15 protein-coding genes are annotated in these 17,949 nt (G+C 61.7%); 3 read left to right on the top strand and 12 right to left on the bottom strand.

What is annotated here, in order from left to right; all coding sequences use genetic code 11:
* Positions 1–17 precede the first annotated feature (17 nt).
* From ACQKP4_RS12810 to ACQKP4_RS12865, 12 genes are all read right to left on the bottom strand, one after another.
* Positions 18–1,040, bottom strand: a complete 1,023-nt coding sequence (locus tag ACQKP4_RS12810) for an HAD family hydrolase (RefSeq protein ID WP_427633608.1) — start codon at positions 1,038–1,040, stop codon at positions 18–20.
* Entirely contained in the window at positions 1,037–2,473 is a 1,437-nt protein-coding gene (locus ACQKP4_RS12815) for a hypothetical protein (RefSeq protein WP_427633610.1), read from the bottom strand. Before ACQKP4_RS12815 ends, ACQKP4_RS12810 begins: the two co-directional genes overlap by 4 nt.
* A complete protein-coding gene (locus ACQKP4_RS12820) occupies positions 2,470–4,050 on the bottom strand; it encodes a VWA domain-containing protein (protein WP_427633612.1) in 1,581 nt (526 codons plus the stop codon). The genes ACQKP4_RS12815 and ACQKP4_RS12820 overlap by 4 nt, the downstream gene beginning before the upstream one ends.
* A gap of 1 nt (position 4,051) precedes the next feature.
* Complete coding sequence (locus ACQKP4_RS12825; protein ID WP_427633614.1) at positions 4,052–5,044, bottom strand: vWA domain-containing protein; 993 nt, start codon at positions 5,042–5,044, stop codon at positions 4,052–4,054.
* Positions 5,031–5,558, bottom strand: a complete 528-nt coding sequence (locus tag ACQKP4_RS12830; protein ID WP_427633616.1) for a DUF4381 domain-containing protein — start codon at positions 5,556–5,558, stop codon at positions 5,031–5,033. The genes ACQKP4_RS12825 and ACQKP4_RS12830 overlap by 14 nt, the downstream gene beginning before the upstream one ends.
* On the bottom strand, positions 5,555–6,481 hold the full coding sequence (locus ACQKP4_RS12835; RefSeq protein WP_427633618.1) for a DUF58 domain-containing protein: 927 nt from the start codon (positions 6,479–6,481) through the stop codon (positions 5,555–5,557). Before ACQKP4_RS12835 ends, ACQKP4_RS12830 begins: the two co-directional genes overlap by 4 nt.
* On the bottom strand, positions 6,478–7,458 hold the full coding sequence (locus ACQKP4_RS12840; protein ID WP_427633620.1) for an AAA family ATPase: 981 nt from the start codon (positions 7,456–7,458) through the stop codon (positions 6,478–6,480). Before ACQKP4_RS12840 ends, ACQKP4_RS12835 begins: the two co-directional genes overlap by 4 nt.
* A 29-nt stretch (positions 7,459–7,487) precedes the next feature.
* Positions 7,488–8,528: a hypothetical protein gene (locus ACQKP4_RS12845; RefSeq protein WP_427633622.1), complete on the bottom strand. Its 1,041-nt coding sequence runs from the start codon at positions 8,526–8,528 to the stop codon at positions 7,488–7,490.
* A gap of 13 nt (positions 8,529–8,541) precedes the next feature.
* Complete coding sequence (locus ACQKP4_RS12850; RefSeq protein ID WP_427633623.1) at positions 8,542–9,495, bottom strand: SphA family protein; 954 nt, start codon at positions 9,493–9,495, stop codon at positions 8,542–8,544.
* Positions 9,496–9,507: 12 nt separating this feature from the next.
* The gene (locus ACQKP4_RS12855) at positions 9,508–10,947 is read right to left on the bottom strand and encodes a DUF1254 domain-containing protein (RefSeq protein ID WP_427633624.1); all 1,440 of its coding nucleotides are present in this window, start codon (positions 10,945–10,947) and stop codon (positions 9,508–9,510) included.
* A 9-nt stretch (positions 10,948–10,956) separates the two neighbouring features.
* Complete coding sequence (locus ACQKP4_RS12860; protein ID WP_427633625.1) at positions 10,957–11,748, bottom strand: hypothetical protein; 792 nt, start codon at positions 11,746–11,748, stop codon at positions 10,957–10,959.
* 287 nt (positions 11,749–12,035) lie between these two features.
* Positions 12,036–12,461, bottom strand: coding sequence for a YciI family protein (locus ACQKP4_RS12865; protein WP_427633626.1), 426 nt, complete (start codon positions 12,459–12,461; stop codon positions 12,036–12,038).
* 181 nt (positions 12,462–12,642) lie between these two features.
* Here ACQKP4_RS12865 and tpx point away from each other — a divergent pair, with 181 nt between their 5' ends.
* The 3 genes from tpx to ACQKP4_RS12880 all read left to right on the top strand — a co-directional run bounded on the left by tpx (position 12,643) and on the right by ACQKP4_RS12880 (position 17,727).
* A complete protein-coding gene (tpx, locus tag ACQKP4_RS12870; protein ID WP_258696018.1) occupies positions 12,643–13,143 on the top strand; it encodes a thiol peroxidase in 501 nt (166 codons plus the stop codon).
* A 178-nt stretch (positions 13,144–13,321) separates the two neighbouring features.
* Entirely contained in the window at positions 13,322–14,635 is a 1,314-nt protein-coding gene (locus ACQKP4_RS12875) for an MdtA/MuxA family multidrug efflux RND transporter periplasmic adaptor subunit (protein WP_427633628.1), read from the top strand.
* Positions 14,632–17,727 (top strand): MdtB/MuxB family multidrug efflux RND transporter permease subunit, encoded by a 3,096-nt coding sequence (locus ACQKP4_RS12880; RefSeq protein ID WP_427633630.1) that lies wholly within the window; start codon positions 14,632–14,634, stop codon positions 17,725–17,727. Before ACQKP4_RS12875 ends, ACQKP4_RS12880 begins: the two co-directional genes overlap by 4 nt.
* Positions 17,728–17,949 lie beyond the last annotated feature (222 nt).

Consider the following 17,949-nt stretch of genomic DNA (forward strand, 5'->3'; position numbering starts at 1 on the left):
CTGCGTCACGCTTTTTTTTACTGCACTTGCTCGGGTGCGGCGGCGTCGAACGGATAGATCCGGCGCCATTCGGCGGCCATGTCCACGACGGTCCAGCCACGTGATTTTGCTTCGTCCAGCGCTTTGTCCAGCCGGCCGATGTCCGACTTGCGGTCGTAGGCCCATTCGCGTTTGGCGTCGGTGTGATGCACCAGCCCCATGAAGCGTTTGCCCGGCCCGGCGGCGGTCCATTGCAGCATCTGCAAATCGCCGTCGGAGTTGCCAAAGGCGAAGATCGGCCGTTTGCCGATCACCGCATCGATACTTTCCGGTTTGCCCGGGCCGTCGTCGTTATGCGCCAGTTTCGGGGTCCGCAGGATCGACGCTTTGCCATCCTTGTATTGAAACGCTGTGACAAACGTGGTGCCGATCACTTGTTCCGGCGGAATGCCGTAGACCTTCTCGGCAAAGGCGCGCATGAACGCGGTGTCACCGCCGGAGACGATGTAGGTCTTGAAGTCCTGCTCGCGCAGGTAGTCGAGGATTTCCAGCATCGGCTGGAAGATCATCTCGGTGTACGGCTTGCCGGTCTTGGGGTGCCTGGCCTGGCTCAGCCAGGTCTTGGCGTAATCATCGAAGGCTTCGGTGGTCATGCCGGTGTGGGTAGCCCCGAAGATTTTCAGGATGCCGTCCATGCCGGCGGCAGCCAGCGCCTTGTGGTCGTTTTCAAGCACGGCCTGGAACGGTTGGGTGGTTTTCCATTCCGGGTGTTGTGGCGCGGTGCGTTTGACTTCTTCGAGGGCGAATAGCAACTCGAAGTACATCGGTTGCTCGCTCCACAAGGTGCCGTCGTTGTCGAACACGGCGATGCGGTCCTCGGGTTTGACGAAGTCCTTGCTGGTTTGATCGGTGACGGCCTGGACGAATTCGATGATGTTTTTCTTCGACGGACCATCGTTCCACGAGGGCAGCGGTTCTGCCGCGTGTGCGAGCAACGGCAGGGCCAGCGCGAAAAACAGGGTCAGCCCGAAGCGGTTGCGCAGCGATATCGGGTTCGTCATGGGAAGTCCTTCTCGTGTACAGGGTTAAGAGGCCGTAATGCAGAGGGGCGCATGGCGTTGCGGTGCTTGGCCTGACTGTGCAGCGTAGCCAAGGAATGCTTGAGTTGCCGCAGCGCCTGATCTTCGGTCGGCGTACGGCCGTAACAGGCGCGTAGCAGGGTCTGCAAGCGTGGGCCGAGATCGCTCAGTTTCAGGCCCATGCGGCTGCGTCTGAGCCACAGGTACAGCGCGCTCAGTTGCGCCGGTTTGCCATCGATTTGCCCGGGAATCTGCCGCCAGGCGTAGTCGGCGGATTCCAGCCAGGCTGCGTGCCGGGCACGGCGCCGGGTCTGCGCGGCAACGTAGGCACGCTGCACGAAAGGGCGGGCGAACCAGCCGAGCAACACCACCACCAGCAGCAATGCCGAAAGCACCAGCCAGTGCCCGCCAAGGTGCACGCGACTTTGCTGGCCGAGTTTTTTCAGGTCTTCGGTGATCGAGAACACCGGTTTGTAGGTGCTGTTGGCGGCAGCCTCGAACGTCACGGCCGGGACCTGCGCGGTGCGGGTTTGCTGGCTGCCGGCGTCCCACCATGTCAGCTCGATGGCAGGCAGGCTGTGGCTACCTTCTTTGTCAATGCGATAGGTCACGGTGTCGATGCGCTGACCGCCGTTGAAGTTGCCTCGGCCGTCATCCAGATTGCTGATCTGCGGGCTCTTCGGGTAACGGCTCAAGCCATCGACATCGCCCAGCGCCGGTGCCGGCAGCGACATCGCCATGGCGTTGTCGGCCTGCAAGGTCAGTTGCCGGGTGAGGCTGTCGCCGACTTTCAACGGCGTCGCTGAAGGGATGATTTTTTGCGTGAAGCGCAGCCCCTGCGCCACCAGCACCGGTTCGCCGGGCTTGAAGCCTGGCGGTTGCGCGGCGGTGAAGTGCAGCGGTTGGCTCTGCGCGCTCAGTGGTGCGTTGGCCTGGCCGGGTGTGGCGTGCACCGTCAGCGGCGGAATGTCAAAACCCTGCGCCAGGTTCGGGGTGATCCGGTAGCTGTAGCGCATGCCGTTGAACGATTTGCCGTCCAGCGTCTGATTGATGTGTTCGGCGTGACCGTCCGGCGGCAGCACCAGCGCGCCGGGCAGCTTCAGGTCGGGCAGGGTGGGCGCGTCGGTGAACCAGCTGTCGGTGAGGACGTCGAGTTGCAGTTCCAGCATGCCGCCGACCATTACTGAATTGGCGGGTTGCAGGCGGGTCTGGACTCTGAGGTCGGGTTCGGCGGCCAGGGCATTGATGCTGATGAGGCACAGCAATAAGCCTGAAAGTTTTGTGATGCCGGGGAGGACGCCTTCGCGAGCAAGCCCGCTCCCACAGGGGGGTGGCGGCGCACACCGATCCAATGTGGGAGCGGGCTTGCTCGCGAAGGCCGCGACGCGGTTTACCAGACAGTCCACCTGGTTCATGGCTTGCCCCCCACCTGATCCTGCAAATTGAATTTCTGCTGCAAAAACTTCGCCGGCGACGTGCTCAGGTTCTGCAACCACACCTCATCCGAAGCCGCCTGTTCGGTCTGCACCGGTTTGCTCTGGCCCTTGCCCGGCGCCTTGTCCATCTTGATTTCGTCCGGTTTGACCTCGGGCGCATTCTGCTCGGCGCTGTCGGTGTCTTTCTGCAAGGCAATGGCCAGCGCCAGATTGGCCGAAGCTTGCGGGAACTGCGGCTGCAACTTCAGCGCCTGGGTGTAGGCGGCAATGGCCTGATCGAACTTGAAGCGGCGCACGTAGATATTGCCCAGATAGAAGTACGCCTGCGGCGTTTCCAGCCGCGCAAAACTGGCCAGCGCCAGGTCAAAATCCGCAGCGTTATACGCGGCGATGCCTTTCCAGTACGGATCGACAAAATGCGCCGCCGCCTGCGGAAAGTGCTGATGTTCAAAGGCCCAGCGCCCTTGTTGGTCGGGGGTGAAAAACGCATCGGTCAGGGAATTGGCTTCGGCGCTGGTCGGCTGCAACCCGATGCCCAGCGCCAGCAATAAACCGGCCATCCAGTTCAGGCTCCAGCCCTTGCGCACGCTGAAGAACGCCAGCAGCAGCAACGGCCAGCACAGCCAGTAACCGGCGTCTTTCCAGTGCAGTTCCCGTTGTTCATCGCTGGCACTCTGGAAATGCTGCTGCGCGTGCAGCTCGACCCAGTCCAGATCATCGTTATTCAGGGTCAGGCTGCCCAACGGCGCGTCTACGGCCGAGGCCAGTTGCTTGAGCGCCGCCTGGTCGAAACTGCCGAGTGCCGGGCGCCCGTTGCTGTCGGTGCGCGGCTGGCCGTTGGCGTCGCGAATGATCCCGCCGTCCTCACTGCCGACCGCCAGAATCAACACTTGCAGCGCGCTGTCGTCCAGTTGCTTGTCCAGCCCGGCGAGTTGCGAAGTGTCGGCGCCGTCGGTGATCAGCAGCAGCGTGCCCGGGGTTTTCTCGGCGGCTAGCAGGTGTTTGGCCTGCTCGATCACCGCGCCGACGTTTTTGCCTTGTTTGACGATCAGGTCGGTGCTCAACGCTTGAATAAACGTGTCGAGCAGCGCCGGGTCGTCCGTCGGCGGCAACACCAGATGCGCGCTGCCGGCGTAGGCGATCAGCGCGTTGCGCGCGCCGGCGCGACGCTGGATCAACTGGTGAATCTTGTGTTTGGCCGCTTCCAGACGGCTCGGCGGTACATCGCTGGCGTCCATCGACGGTGACAGGTCGATGGCAATAATCAGCGGGGCGCGGTTCTCCAGGAAGTCCGGGCGGTCCTGTTCCCAGGTCGGCCCGGCCGCCGCGACGGCGCCCAGAATCAACAGCGCACACACCAGATGCACCGGGCGCAGGCGTTGTTGATCCTGCGGGGTGATCAGCAAATGTGGCAGCAGGTGCTCGGCAATGTTGCTGCGCAAGCGCCGTTGCACGTCGCGGCTGCGGCGCCAGAGCATCGGCAGCAGCGCGGCGAACGGCACCAGCAGCAACCACAACGGGCGCAGAAAATGGAAGTCGCTGAGATTGATCTCCATCTCAGACCTCCTGCCGCTGACGCGCGAGGGCCAGGTGCGGACGGAGCAGGGCGCCCAGGTGATACAGCGCCAGCAACCCGATTGCCGCGCCGAGCGGCCACCAGAACAGATCCTTTTTCGGCTGATGGCTCAGGGTTTTCACTTGATGCGGGGTCAGTTTGTCGAGGGTGCTGTAGACCTGATCCAGCGCATTGCGGTCTTCGGCGCGGAAGAACTTGCCGCCCGTGGCCTCGGCGATTTGCTGCAAGCCTTGCAGGTTGACCTTGGCCTCGCCTTCGGCTGTCGGGTCACCGATGCCGATGGTGTGAATCACCACGCCTTTGGCGGCGGCCATTTGTGCGGCGTGATCCGGGGTGATCGCGCTGCTGGTGTCATTGCCGTCGGTGAGCAGGATCAGCACTTTTTCCTGTTCGTGGGCCTGTTCCAGCAGTTTCAGGCTCAGGCCGATCGCGTCGCCAATGGCGGTGTTGGGGCCGGCCATGCCAATGCCGGTGTCGTCGAGCAACAGCGACAGGCTGGCGTGATCCAGGGTCAACGGCGCCTGCGGGTAGGCGCCGCTGCCGAACACGATCAGGCCCAGGCGATCTTCTTTGCGTTTGTCGATAAAGCCGTGCACCACTGCTTTGACGGCCGCCAGGCGATTGATTTTCTGGCCATTGGCGTCGGTGAAATCGGTGGTTTCCATGGACTGGGAAATATCGATGGCGAGCATCAGGTCGCGCACCGGTTGCTGACGTTCGATCGGTTTTTCGACGAACACCGGGCGTGCGGCGGCCACCAGGATGAGTGTCCAGACCAGCAGATTGAGCAGCAATTGCCAGCGATTGTTGCGCGTGCCGGTCTGGCTCGGCGCCTGGCCGACCGCGCGGCTCATGGCCCCGAAAAACGGCACGCGCACGGCGCTGCGGGCCTCGCGGTAATCGGGCAGGAAGCGGTAACCGAACCAGGGCAGCGGCAACAGGACCAGCAACCACGGGTAATCAAGCTGCCACATGATGACGCTCCACCCAGAGTTTGCAGGTGTCGAACAGTTGCTGGCGTTGCGCAGTCGGCAGCGCCTGCAATGTGGCATCGGGTGCGTACGCCAGTTGCGCCAGGCGCTGGCTGAGATCGGCGGGCAACGGCTGCGCAATGTGCCGCTGCAAAAACACCTGCCAGTCCTCCCCCCCAAGCGCCCCCGCATTCCCCTGTGGCAGCGAGGTTGCGGCAGGTTTTGTCTTCCAGGTTGGGGAAGGCATGGACAGCGCCACGCCTTTCAGCAGTTCCGGCAGTTCACGCAATGCCCGCAGGTCATCGCTGCGACTCTGCAATTCAGCCAGCCGCACCAGCGCCTCGCGTCGATAACGATCCCGGCGCCATTGCCAGTACCGTCGCGCGCTGATCAACACTACCGTCGCTAGCAAAAGGCCGAGCAGCACCCACCAACCCCACGTCTGCGGCGCGTAGCTGACCGGCGCCGGCAGGGCGATTTCTTGCAGTTGGTCGATGCTCGGAATGTTCGGGTTCATCGCCGACCCCTGCCCAGTTCCGCGCGCAATTGCTCCTGGGCATCGGTCGCGGTGCTGAACATCATCAGCGGCACCTGACTGCGGCGCAGCAGGGTCGCGACGTCCTTGAGCCGACCACTGAGAAAGTCGCCCAACGGCTGGTGCACGCTGTGTTGCTCAACCGCCAGTTCCACTTGCAGTTGCCCCTGAGTGATCAGCAAACGCCCGTTTTTCGGCAGGTTCAGCGCCAGCGGGTCGTACACCTGCATCGCGATCACATCGTTGTGCGCCGCGAGCTGCCGCATCAGTTGCAAGGTGCGCTCACCGGCGCCGGCAAAGTCGCTGACGATGCAGATCAGATGATCGTGCCCGGCCACCGCCAGGCAATGCTGCAACACCTTGTCGAGCTGGTCTTCGCCTTCAGCGTCCGGGTTGGCGGCGTTCAGTTGCTGATTGAGCTCGGCAATCCGACTGCAAAACGCTTCGATCCGCTTGCGGCTGCGCAGCGGCGCGATGCTGTCGATGCGCTGATCGTTGAACACCAGGCCGCCGACCCGATCTCCGGCGTTGAAGGTCATCCACGCCGCCAGCGCCCCGAGTTCGGCGGCGATGGCCGATTTGAAACTGCGCTGCGAGCCGAAGAACATCGACATGCGCTGGTCCACCAGAATCAACGCCGGGCGGTCGCGCTCCTCGGTGAAGGTGCGCACCACCGGTTTGCCGGTGCGCAACGAGGCGCGCCAGTCGAGGTGACGCAAGTCGTCCCCCGGCTGGTAGCGGCGCAATTCATCGAAATTCAGCCCACGGCCCCGCAGGCGCGACGCATGGTTGCCGGCGAGAATGCTGCCTTGCGGCTGCCGCGCCAGAAAGCTCAGGTCGCGGGCCTTGAACTCCAGCGCCATCAATTGCGCGAGAGAGACATAAACCAGGCCATCGGCGTTCATGCCGGAATCGCCACCTTGTCCAGCAACCGATCCAGCACCTGATCCGCGGTCACGCCATCGGCCACCGCGTCATAACTGAGCTGCAAACGATGCCGCAGCACCGGGTGTACCACGGCGCGCACGTTGTCCGGCGAGACGAAATCCTGCCCCTGCAACCAGGCATCTGCGCGGGCGCAACGGTCCAGGCCGATGCCACCGCGCGGGCTGGCGCCGATAGCAATCCAGCGACCCAGGTCGGCGTCGTAGTCGGCGGGGTGGCGGGTGGCGTTGATCAGGTCGATCAGGTAACTGTCGATGGCGGGCGATACGTGAATCCCGCTGACTTCGCGGCGCGCGGCGAAGATGACCTCCTGCGACAGCGCAAAGCCTTTGACCGGAGCGGTTTTGGCGCCCAGCGCAAACTCTTCTTCGCGCAACAAGCGCAGCACCTGGCTTTCGTTTTCCGCACTCGGATAATCGAGCAGCACTTTCATCAGAAAACGGTCCATCTGCGCTTCGGGCAACGGATAGGTGCCTTCCTGTTCAATCGGGTTTTGCGTCGCGACCACGATAAACAGCTCCGGCAGCACATGGCTGTTGCCGGCCACGGTGATTTGCCGTTCTTCCATCGCTTCCAGCAGCGCCGCCTGCACCTTGGCCGGTGCACGGTTGATTTCATCCGCCAGAATCAGGTTGCCGAACAGCGGGCCGGGCTGGAACTGGATTTCATTCTTGCCATCGATCTGGTGCAAGACCTCGGCGCCGGTGATGTCCGACGGCAGCAGGTCGGGGGTGAACTGAATGCGGCTCATCTTCGCGTCCAGGTGCTTGGCCAGCGCCTTGACCGTGCGGGTCTTGGCGAGCCCCGGCAAGCTTTCCAGCAGCAAATGGCCGTTGGCCAACAGGCCGAGCATGATTTGCCGGATCACCTGGTCCTGGCCGAGCACCGATTCGGCGATGCTGGCTTGCAGGGCATTGAGGTCGTTGAGTGCGGTCATTTATGCGGTCCCTTTCACAAAGGCATGGCTCAGAACATGAATGTCGGAATGACGGGAATGAACGAAAGACGGAAATTCCAGCGGCTGCTGATCAGGTCGTCGGGGTGAATCGCCGAGTACTGGATCTCCCCGGAAATGCGCACCGGCAGCTTGCCGAAGTTGAAAATCCGTCCGGCGCCAATGCCGATGGGGAATGTGACTTTATTGCCGCCTTCGGCCTTCCAGTTGACGGTGACGTTGGGAGTCATGCCGACGCGCCATTGCTCGGGGCCGGGGATGTTGCGCTGAATGAAGTACTGAATATTGGTCAGGCTCACGTCTTTGCGCGTGCTGTCACCGCCGACGGACCACCAGTGTTGCGGGAACAGGCCCAAGGTCCAGTCTTCGCCCAGATACGCCGCGACAAACGCCGGGCCGAGGGAATATTTGCCGGTGCCCAATACGTCTTCCGAAGCGGTCGGGAACATTGCGGTCGGGCCGAACCCCCAGACCATCTTGCCGCCGCCGGCAAAACGGATTGGTTCCTTGGGGGAGAACACGCCGACGTACGCCAGGTCGCCAAAACCGCTGGTGCGGTCGAACGGGTCCTGCACCACCGAGGCAAAGTCGCTACGGTCGCTGAGGATGTCGCTCGGCCCCATGCCGATCAGGTTGCCGGCGCGGTGATTGACTGGCGCGCTGACGTAACTGATGGGCAAGCGGTTGATCAGGTTCCAGTCTTCGCCGAGGGAAATCGGGAAGGTCGGCATGAAGCTGTACTTGCCGAGCATCCGCGTGCCGTTGCTGTTCGGGCCTTTGAGCGCGGTGTAGTCGTACTGGTTGAACAACAGCACGAGGTTGCCCACCGGGTTGTCCATCAACTTGGCGATCTGTTCCGTGGACGGGTCGCAACCGGCGGCCACGACCTTTTTCAGGTCGATGTCGAAATCCTGTTGCAGGCGATGGCAGGTTTCGGGATCACCCTTGGCCGCCGGTTGCGCAGGTGTGCCGAGGGCGGGCAAGTCGCCGCTGGCGCAGGCGAAGCCGCTGAACAGCACGCTGCATAAAGTCAGTCTGGAACCGATTGCCATCCCTGGGCACTCCTCAGAAAAATGCCAACGTCAGGTTGACGGCAAAACCATTACCCTCGGGGCGATTCTTGGTGTCGAACTCCGGCACCCAGCGTGCGCTGACACTGGCCTGCGCATCGTTGAATTTGCCGGCCCAGCCGACTATCGGGCCGGCGCCGACCGAGCGACCGCGAAAACCGTTGAGTGCGTCAGCGGTATCGCCTTTGTCGTCGGTGATCTGCTGGACGTAGCCGCCCACCAGACCGGCGCTCCAGCCGTTGCCGAAGCCGTGAGTCCACATGGCGTCGAGGGTAAAGATGTTGCCGTTGCGATAATCGGTGGCGGTGTTCTCGGTGTAGAACTCCAGCCCGCTCGACAGGGTGAACTCGCCGCCCTTGCCGTCCAGGTGGGTGAACGCGACGGTCGGCATGAACGTGTAAGTATTCTGGCCTGGGTTGGCCAGACGATCGTCGTTATAGGCGCCCGTCGGCACGTAGATCGGCAGGGAAAACGAGACGTGATTGACCTCGTCGATGTGATAACCGGCGGCAATCGGTGTCACCAGCATGTCGGCGAACTGGGTGCCGGTGTCTTCCGTACCGAGGGTTCGACCGCGCGGGCCGGTGATGCTGATATTGATGTCGGTGTATTGCACCGGTACGCCGATGGCCGAGGCGTAGTTCCAGCGACCCTTGCCGGTGTCCCAGATATGCGTGAAGTTGGCCATGGTGTACGAGACTTTCATGTCCAGGTCCGCGCCGATCTCGCCGACAATCGGCACGCCTTTGCTGCCCTTGAGGCTGCCGTCATACCAGATGCTGGTGAAGGACGTGACCCAGCCCGGTTCCGGCGGCACGATCCCCGCGTTGGAAAATACCTGTTGTCCGGTGATCGGCCGCCCGACACCGCCCTCGGTCGCAAGGACCATCGGGCTTGCGCCGACGACGCACAGGGCCAGTAAAGGACGTACTACAAAAGGCCTGACCATAACTGACTCCACTTACTGTTTTTGTTGATTGACCGGCGTCAGCGGCGGAATTTGCCATTGGCCGTTGGTGACTTCAGGTTTCGGCAGGTACAGGCGCAAGACTCCATAGAACGGACCTTTCGGCGCTGGCAGCCAGTTGTTTTGCAGGTCTTTGGCCGGGGCCTTGTTCTGCACGTAAAGGGTCAGGCCCCCGTCGGCGTCGCGCTTCAGGTCGGGCAGCATCCGCGAATTGATCAGGTAACGATTCAGCGGGTTGGCCACCAGCAATTTGTTCTTGCCGTCGTACATCGTCAGCGACCAGAACGCGTCGGCCGGGGGCAGGGCGCCCTTGTCGAAATGCAGGGTGTAATCGTTTTTCGAGGCATCGACCGGGTTACCGTCCTTGTCGACGAAGTAACCGATGTAATTCGCTTCCTCGGCGGAGTTGCCGAAGATCCCCATGTTGGCGCCGGCGTAGCGATACAGGTAATTGCCGTTCAGATGATCGCGAGTGCCGAAGAAGTCGCCGCTGGTGATTTGGTGGGTATCGACCTTGTCCTTCTTGAACTGGGCGAACTCGGCCTTGGCATCGCTGATGCCATCTTCCAGCGCCTGGCGTTGTTCGGGCGTCAGTTCGGTTACGTTGAACGGCTTGCCCGCTTCGATACCGATGGTCTTGAAGCGCGCCAGCAGGTCTTTTTCAGCATCCTGCGCCGGGGCAAACGACAGAATGAAGTTCAGGTAGCGAAACAGGTCTGGCGTGTCGCTCATGGTGGGCGTCGGTTTCGGCCAGGCGATCTTCGGCGCGGCGGGCGGGGCCTTCTGCTTGACGTAGTGGCTGAGGGTTTCGACCTTGTAGCCTTTCTGGATGTCCTTGACCTTGCTCAGGTCCTTTTCATCGAACAGCTGTGTGCGATAGAGCGCGTAGGCGATGTTGGTTTCGCTGCGCAACAAGCGGTCCATCTCGACCGGTTGCTGACCTTGCCAGTTCGGCCCGGCGATCATGAAGTGGCCGCCGTTGTTGCCGGTGCTGCGAGTGCCCAGGTAGGCAAAGTTCTGCGTATAGGCATCGATCAACTGCACCGAGTAGTAGCGGTGTTCTTCGATGGGCGGCAGGGTCAGTACCAGCGGTTCGGCGCGCAGGTCCATCCAGACAAACGAATAGGGCGTGTCGGCGTTCGGCGTGACGAACGCGGTGTCCTTGGCGGTAAAGGCCTTGGCGGTGTTGCCGATCTGGTTGAACGGTGCCTTGAAGTTCGGGCTCTGTTTGTCCACGGCCTGGGTGTAGAGGGTTTTGTACATTTCCACCACCGGGAAGCCGTACAGGTAGGCTTCCTTGGCAATGCCGCGGGCTTCTTCGGGGGTGGCGGTGAAGTCAGCCGCCGTGGCGTTTTTCAGCGCTTGGGCGCCGACGCCGCAGCTGACGAACGTGGCCATCAGGCTGAAACCGGCAATGCGAATGGCACCGTGCATAAAAAATCCTTATTTGCCGAAGGTGACGTTGATCCCGGTGAACACGGTGAATTGCGGCAGGCCATCGCCCTTGCGCTCCACGGTCCACTGCGGTTCAACGAAGGCGTTAATGATGTTAGTGCCGGATTTGAAGGCCTTGCCCACCCCCAGACCGATGGGGATGTAATGGGTGTCGTTCTTCAGGTCGAAGGTCCAGGTGCCGGTCGAACGCAAATACCAGCCCTTTTCCAGGTTATGGATGATGAACGGCTGCATCGTCGCGGTTTCGACGTGGGCGCGATCATGGTCGCCCGCGAAGGAACTTTGGTATTGCACCAGCGCGCCGAGCAAACCGCGCGGTGACGACTCAATCGCAATGGCGGCGAGGCCAGCTTGCCATTTGCCGGTGCCCAGCTCATCTTGCGCGGCGGTCGGCGCGGTGATTTGCGGGCCGATACCCAGCTGCACGCCGTCAGTCTTGAGCAGGAAAATATCGAACAGGTTCAGGTCGCCGATGCCGGTGCTGTAGCCGCCATGCGGATCGGGACGGGTGCTGATCGGCAGGGTGGCACGCAGCAATTGCGGGACGCCAATGAAGTCGTTGGATGCGACCGGCAGCGTGCCGCGCAGCAACGCGTCGTTGGTGTGGACGTTGCTGTCGTAGAGTCTTGGGGTGTAGTAATCCTGCAGGTTGGCGCCGGGCGCCAGGTTCAGCGGGTTGTTGCTTTTGTTGGCTTCTTCGGCGTTATCGGCGTGGGCACAAACCGCAGACGCCATTGATGCCGCCAATAACAAGGCGTGCGCACTTACCTTCTTTGACATGACTCCCCCGTTCCTTCGTGGCTCACCGGAAAACTCGGCACTTATCGGCCTTTACTGCGTAATCCTTTTCCTATCAAGACGTAGGACACGTCACTTGAAGCTAGCACTGAACCACGAGTTAGCCAGTCGAAGGGATTAATTCTTTCGTTTTGTGTCCAGTTTCTCGTTATTTTCGTGTACTAAAAAGTTAGTAGTAATCAGCAGGTTGGACGCTTAAGCGAGAAAACCCGCCGGCTCCGAAGGGGCGAGGGCGGGTTTTAAAGGGGGAATTCGATCCCGATTAATTTTCAGCCCTTCTTCGCTTGCGCGCGCAGCCGTTCTTCCTGCTCCCGAAGTTCGGGAGTGAACTCGGGGCCAAAATCTTCGGCCTCGAATATCTGGCGAATCTCGATTTCCGATTCGGTGCCCGGCATCGGGTTGGGGCAACGCTTGACCCACTCGATCGCTTCCGCCTTCGACTTCACTTTCCAGATCCAATAGCCGGCGATCAGCTCCTTGGTTTCGGCGAACGGACCGTCGATGACCGAACGCTTGTCACCCGAAAAACGCACGCGGGCGCCTTTGCTGCTGGGGTGCAAGCCGTCGCAGTCGAGCATGATGCCGGCCTTGACCAGTTCCTCGTTGTAGTTGCCCATGGCCGTCAGCAGTTCTTCGCTGGGCATCACCCCGGCCTCGGAATCCGGGCTGGCTTTGACAATGATCATGAAGCGCATGGTGGTATCTCCGCTGTGAGTGATTCACCGTTTAGTCGAATGGCCTCACCTCCAATCGACAGGGATGCCGGGAATTTTGCTGTATACAAGTTTTCTATCCGGGATAGGTCGACGGCCCGTTTCATGGTTAACTTCGGCCTCTTCAGAATTTTCCACAACAACGTACAGAAGGACTCCTTCCATGGCTCAAGTCACTCTTAAAGGCAACCCGGTTCAAGTCAACGGCCAACTGCCACAAGCCGGTTCCAAGGCGCCAGCCTTTTCCCTGGTTGCCGGCAATCTGTCCGACGTGACCCTGGCGAGCTTCGCCGGCAAGCGCAAAGTGCTGAATATTTTCCCAAGCGTCGACACCCCGACCTGCGCCACGTCGGTGCGCAAGTTCAACGCTCAGGCCAACGATGTCGCCAACACCGTTGTGCTGTGCATCTCTGCTGACCTGCCGTTCGCCCAAGCCCGCTTCTGCGGCGCCGAAGGCCTGGAAAACGTGCAGAATCTGTCGACCCTGCGCGGTGCCGAGTTCATCGAGAACTACGGCGTCGCCATTGCCGACGGCCCGCTCAAAGGCCTGACCGCCCGTGCCGTGGTGGTGCTGGACGAGAACGACAACGTGCTGCACAGCGAACTGGTCAAAGAGATCGCTGAAGAGCCGAACTACGACGCGGCACTCGCTGTTCTGAAATAAGCTGACGTTTACAATTGTTGACGGCCTGGCACTCGCTGGGCCGTTTTCATTTGTGATTCAGTGTCTTGGCCTAACATCCTGTTACGTAAGCCGAAGGTAAATTGCCGGTAAAGCCGCTTTGCTTAATGCCCGCCAGTGCTTATCGTTCAGCCTCCCGTAAAAGAAGCCCACGCGCCCAATGGTTGATCATTCAATGCAAGCCTCCTCCCGTAGTCCCCGTCGCTGGCTGTTCGGCCTGCTTGTCCTGTTGGTCATCGCCGGCCTGTGCTGGAAATTCTGGCCCGCCGGCACTGAGCACAAAGCAGGCGAAAAACCGAAAGCCGTCGCCGGGCATACGGGCAAGGCCGGTGGCATGCGTCCCGGTTTTGGCGGCGCTACCGGGCCGATTCCGGTGCGCGTGGCGCCAGCGGTCAAGGGTGACTTCCCGCTGTATTACAAGGCGCTGGGGACGGTGACGGCGCTGAACACCATCAATGTGCGCAGCCGTGTCGGCGGCGAGTTGGTGAAGATCTCCTTCGAAGAAGGGCAGATGGTCAAGGCCGGCGACCTGCTGGCGGAAATCGATCCGCGTCCGTACCAGAACGCCTTGCTCCAGGCTGAAGGCACCTTGCTGCAGAATCAGGCGCAACTGAAAAACGCTCAGGTCGATGTCGAGCGTTATCGCGGGCTGTTCAAGGAAGACAGTATCGCCAAGCAGACGCTGGACACCGCCGAAGCGCTGGTCGGCCAGTATCTGGGCACGGTCAAGACCAACCAGGCAGCGGTCAACGACGCCAAGCTCAACCTTGAATTCACTAAAATCCGCGCGCCGATTGCTGGCCGCGTAGGCCTGCGTCAACTCGACGTCGGCAACCTGGTGGCGGCCAACGACACCACGGCGCTGGCGATCATTACCCAGACCCAACCCATCAGCGTCGCCTTCACCTTGCCGGAAAACAGCCTCGACGTCGTATTGGCGCGCTACCGCAGCGGCGCCAAGCTGCCGGCGGAAGCCTGGGACCGCGGCGACAGCAAATTGCAGGCCACCGGGGTATTGCAGAGCCTCGACAACCAGATCGACGTGACCACCGGCACCCTGAAATTCAAGGCGCGCTACGACAATCGCGATCAAACGCTGTTCCCCAATCAGTTCGTCAACGTGCACCTGTTGGCCGACACCCTCAAAGACGTGGTGCTCGCGCCCTCGGCGGCGATTCAGTTCGGCACCAACGGCACGTTCGTCTATGCGCTGGACGGTGACAAGAAAGTCACGATCAAACAGCTGAAAGTCGGCGCCAGCGATGGCGACAACACGGTGATTACCGAAGGCCTGGCCCCCGGTGATCGCGTGGTGCTGGAAGGCACCGACCGCCTCAAGGAAGGCAGCGAAGTGGAAGTGGTCAACGACGCTCAGGACGTGCCGACCACGCCGACCGGGCACCTGCAAGGCAAATCGGCGGCCAGCACCACTGAGCCGGCGACCACCGACAAGGCGAAAAAGGGCGGCGCATGAACATCTCGCGGCTGTTCATCCTTCGCCCGGTCGCCACGACCCTGAGCATGCTGGCCATCGTGTTGGCCGGCCTGATCGCGTATCGACTGCTGCCGGTGTCGGCCTTGCCTCAGGTCGATTACCCGACCATCCGCGTCATGACGCTCTATCCCGGCGCCAGCCCGGACGTGATGACCAGCGCCGTGACCGCACCGCTTGAGCGCCAGTTCGGGCAGATGCCCGGCCTGACCCAAATGGCCTCGACCAGCTCCGGCGGCGCCTCGGTGCTGACCCTGCGTTTCAGCCTCGACATCAACATGGACGTGGCCGAGCAGCAGGTGCAGGCCGCGATCAACGCCGCGACCAATTTGCTGCCCAAGGATTTGCCGGCACCGCCGGTGTACAACAAGGTCAACCCGGCGGACACCCCGGTGCTGACCCTGGCCATCACCTCCAAAACCATGCTGCTGCCCAAGCTCAATGACCTGGTCGATACGCGCATGGCGCAAAAGATTGCCCAGATCAGCGGCGTCGGCATGGTCAGCATTGCCGGCGGTCAGCGTCAGGCCGTGCGGATCAAGGTCAACCCGGAGGCCTTGGCGGCCAATGGTTTGAACCTGTCGGACGTGCGCACCTTGATCGGCGCTTCCAACGTCAACCAGCCCAAAGGCAACTTCGACGGCCCGACCCGGGTCTCGATGCTCGACGCCAACGATCAACTGACGTCGCCCAAGGACTACGCCAACCTGATCCTCGCCTACGCCAACGGCGCACCGTTGCGGCTCAAGGACGTGGCGGAAATCGTCGATGGCGCCGAGAACGAACGGCTGGCGGCGTGGGCCAATGAAAACCAGGCCGTGCTGCTGAATATTCAGCGCCAGCCCGGCGCGAATGTCATCGAAGTGGTCGACCGGATCAAGGCGTTGCTGCCGAGCATCACCGATAACCTGCCGGCCGGCCTCGACGTCACCGTCCTGACCGACCGCACCCAGACCATCCGCGCCTCCGTCACCGACGTGCAACACGAACTGTTGATCGCCATCGCGCTGGTGGTGATGGTGACGTTCCTGTTCCTGCGCCGGGCCAGCGCGACGATCATTCCTTCGGTGGCGGTGCCGCTGTCGCTGATCGGCACGTTCGGCGTGATGTACCTGGCGGGCTTTTCGGTCAACAACCTGACCTTGATGGCCCTGACCATCGCCACCGGTTTTGTGGTGGACGATGCGATCGTGATGCTGGAGAACATTTCCCGGTATATCGAGGAGGGCGAAACGCCGCTGAATGCGGCACTCAAGGGGGCCAAGCAGATCGGTTTCACCCTGATTTCCCTGACCCTGTCGCTGATCGCGGTGCTGATTCCGCTGTTGTTCATGGCCGACGTGGTCGGGCGCCTGTTTCGCGAGTTTGCGATCACCTTGGCGGTGGCGATCCTGATTTCGCTGGTGGTCTCGCTGACCCTGACGCCGATGATGTGCGCGCGATTGCTCAAGCGTGAGCCAAAGGAAGAAGAGCAGGGCCGTTTTTACCGGGCCAGTGGCGCGACCATCGACTGGATGATCGCCGCCTACGGGCGCAAATTGCAGTGGGTGCTCAAACATCAGCCGCTGACCCTGCTGGTCGCGGTCGGCACCCTGGCGCTGACCGTTTTCCTCTACGTGATCGTGCCCAAGGGCTTTTTCCCGGTGCAGGACACCGGAGTGATCCAGGGTATTTCCGAAGCGCCGCAGTCGATTTCCTTCGCCGCGATGAGCGAGCGGCAGCAGGAGCTGGCCAAGGTGATCCTGGCAGACCCGGCGGTGGAGAGTCTGTCGTCCTACATTGGCGTCGACGGCGACAACTCGACGTTGAACAGCGGGCGTCTGTTGATCAACCTCAAATCCCACAGCCAGCGCGATTTGAGTGCGACCGAGGTGATTGCGCGGCTGCAACCGCAATTGAACAAACTGGTCGGTATCCGCCTGTTCATGCAGCCGGTGCAGGACTTGACCATCGAAGACCGTGTCAGCCGCACGCAATACCAGTTCAGCATGTCCTCGCCGGATTCCGAGCTGCTCAGCCTGTGGAGCGGGCGCCTGGTGGAAGCGCTGGCACAACGGCCGGAACTGACGGACGTCGCCAGTGACTTGCAGGACAAAGGGTTGCAGGTTTACCTGGTGATCGACCGCGATGCGGCGTCACGGGTCGGGGTGTCGGTTTCCAACATCACCGATGCGTTGTATGACGCTTTCGGCCAGCGGCAGATTTCGACCATCTACACCCAGGCCAGCCAATACCGGGTGGTCCTGCAAGCGCAGTCCGGTGAGAAGATCGGCCCGGATGCGCTGAACCAGATTCACGTCAAGACCACCGACGGCGGCCAGGTGCGGCTGTCGAGCCTGGCGCACATTGAGGAGCGTCAGGCGCAATTGGCGATCACCCACATCGGCCAGTTCCCGGCGGTGATGATGTCGTTCAACCTGGCGCCCGGCGTGGCGCTGGGGCACGCGGTGGACATCATCGATCAGGTGCAGAAGGACATCGGCATGCCGATTGGAGTGCAGACCCAGTTCCAGGGCGCGGCCGAAGCGTTCCAGGCATCGCTGTCGAGCACGCTGCTGCTGATTCTGGCGGCGGTGGTGACCATGTACATCGTGCTTGGCGTGCTCTACGAGAGTTACATCCACCCGATCACCATTCTCTCGACCTTGCCGTCGGCGGCCGTCGGTGCCTTGCTGGCGCTGCTGTTGAGCGGCAACGACCTGGGGATGATCGCGATCATCGGCATCATCTTGTTGATCGGTATCGTCAAGAAAAACGCGATCATGATGATCGACTTTGCCCTCGACGCTGAACGCAACCAGGGCATGGACCCGGAAACCGCGATCTATCAGGCGGCGCTGCTGCGTTTCCGGCCGATTCTGATGACCACGCTGGCGGCGTTGTTCGGCGCGGTACCGTTGATGCTCGCCACCGGTTCCGGCGCCGAATTGCGTCAGCCATTGGGTCTGGTGATGGTCGGCGGGCTGCTGGTGAGCCAGGTGCTGACGCTGTTCACCACGCCGGTGATCTACCTGTATTTCGATCGGATGGGGCGCCGCTTCGGCAAGAAAGACGCTCAAGAGGTGGCGGTATGACGCCTCGCATCGACGGAAATGTGAGCTCCCCGTGGCGAGGGGGCTTGCCCCCGTTTGAGTGCGTAGCACTCACAAAATTGTGGGTATATCCGAGATTTGGGGGCTGCTTCGCAACCCAACGGGGGCAAGCCCCCTCGCCACAAGTCCCTTCAGCACAGGCCCCCTCACCACAAGTCCCCTCACCACAGGTGGCTCTCACAGGTTTTGATGTGCGGAGCGGTC

This window comes from Pseudomonas sp. NPDC086278 (assembly GCF_050280905.1).
In the GTDB taxonomy this organism is placed as follows: Bacteria; Pseudomonadota; Gammaproteobacteria; order Pseudomonadales; family Pseudomonadaceae; genus Aquipseudomonas.

What these genes read in the sequence shown, in the direction of transcription:
- ACQKP4_RS12850 (WP_427633623.1), bottom strand. Translation starts at nt 9,495, where the DNA reads ATGGTCAGGCCTTTTGTAGTACGTCCTTTACTGGCCCTGTGCGTCGTC.
- ACQKP4_RS12830 (WP_427633616.1), bottom strand. Translation starts at nt 5,558, where the DNA reads ATGAACCCGAACATTCCGAGCATCGACCAACTGCAAGAAATCGCCCTG.
- ACQKP4_RS12860 (WP_427633625.1), bottom strand. Translation starts at nt 11,748, where the DNA reads ATGTCAAAGAAGGTAAGTGCGCACGCCTTGTTATTGGCGGCATCAATG.
- tpx (WP_258696018.1), top strand. Translation starts at nt 12,643, where the DNA reads ATGGCTCAAGTCACTCTTAAAGGCAACCCGGTTCAAGTCAACGGCCAA.
- ACQKP4_RS12855 (WP_427633624.1), bottom strand. Translation starts at nt 10,947, where the DNA reads ATGCACGGTGCCATTCGCATTGCCGGTTTCAGCCTGATGGCCACGTTC.
- ACQKP4_RS12880 (WP_427633630.1), top strand. Translation starts at nt 14,632, where the DNA reads ATGAACATCTCGCGGCTGTTCATCCTTCGCCCGGTCGCCACGACCCTG.
- ACQKP4_RS12825 (WP_427633614.1), bottom strand. Translation starts at nt 5,044, where the DNA reads ATGTGGCAGCTTGATTACCCGTGGTTGCTGGTCCTGTTGCCGCTGCCC.
- ACQKP4_RS12845 (WP_427633622.1), bottom strand. Translation starts at nt 8,528, where the DNA reads ATGGCAATCGGTTCCAGACTGACTTTATGCAGCGTGCTGTTCAGCGGC.
- ACQKP4_RS12815 (WP_427633610.1), bottom strand. Translation starts at nt 2,473, where the DNA reads ATGAACCAGGTGGACTGTCTGGTAAACCGCGTCGCGGCCTTCGCGAGC.
- ACQKP4_RS12810 (WP_427633608.1), bottom strand. Translation starts at nt 1,040, where the DNA reads ATGACGAACCCGATATCGCTGCGCAACCGCTTCGGGCTGACCCTGTTT.
- ACQKP4_RS12820 (WP_427633612.1), bottom strand. Translation starts at nt 4,050, where the DNA reads ATGGAGATCAATCTCAGCGACTTCCATTTTCTGCGCCCGTTGTGGTTG.
- ACQKP4_RS12835 (WP_427633618.1), bottom strand. Translation starts at nt 6,481, where the DNA reads ATGAACGCCGATGGCCTGGTTTATGTCTCTCTCGCGCAATTGATGGCG.
- ACQKP4_RS12875 (WP_427633628.1), top strand. Translation starts at nt 13,322, where the DNA reads ATGGTTGATCATTCAATGCAAGCCTCCTCCCGTAGTCCCCGTCGCTGG.
- ACQKP4_RS12840 (WP_427633620.1), bottom strand. Translation starts at nt 7,458, where the DNA reads ATGACCGCACTCAACGACCTCAATGCCCTGCAAGCCAGCATCGCCGAA.
- ACQKP4_RS12865 (WP_427633626.1), bottom strand. Translation starts at nt 12,461, where the DNA reads ATGCGCTTCATGATCATTGTCAAAGCCAGCCCGGATTCCGAGGCCGGG.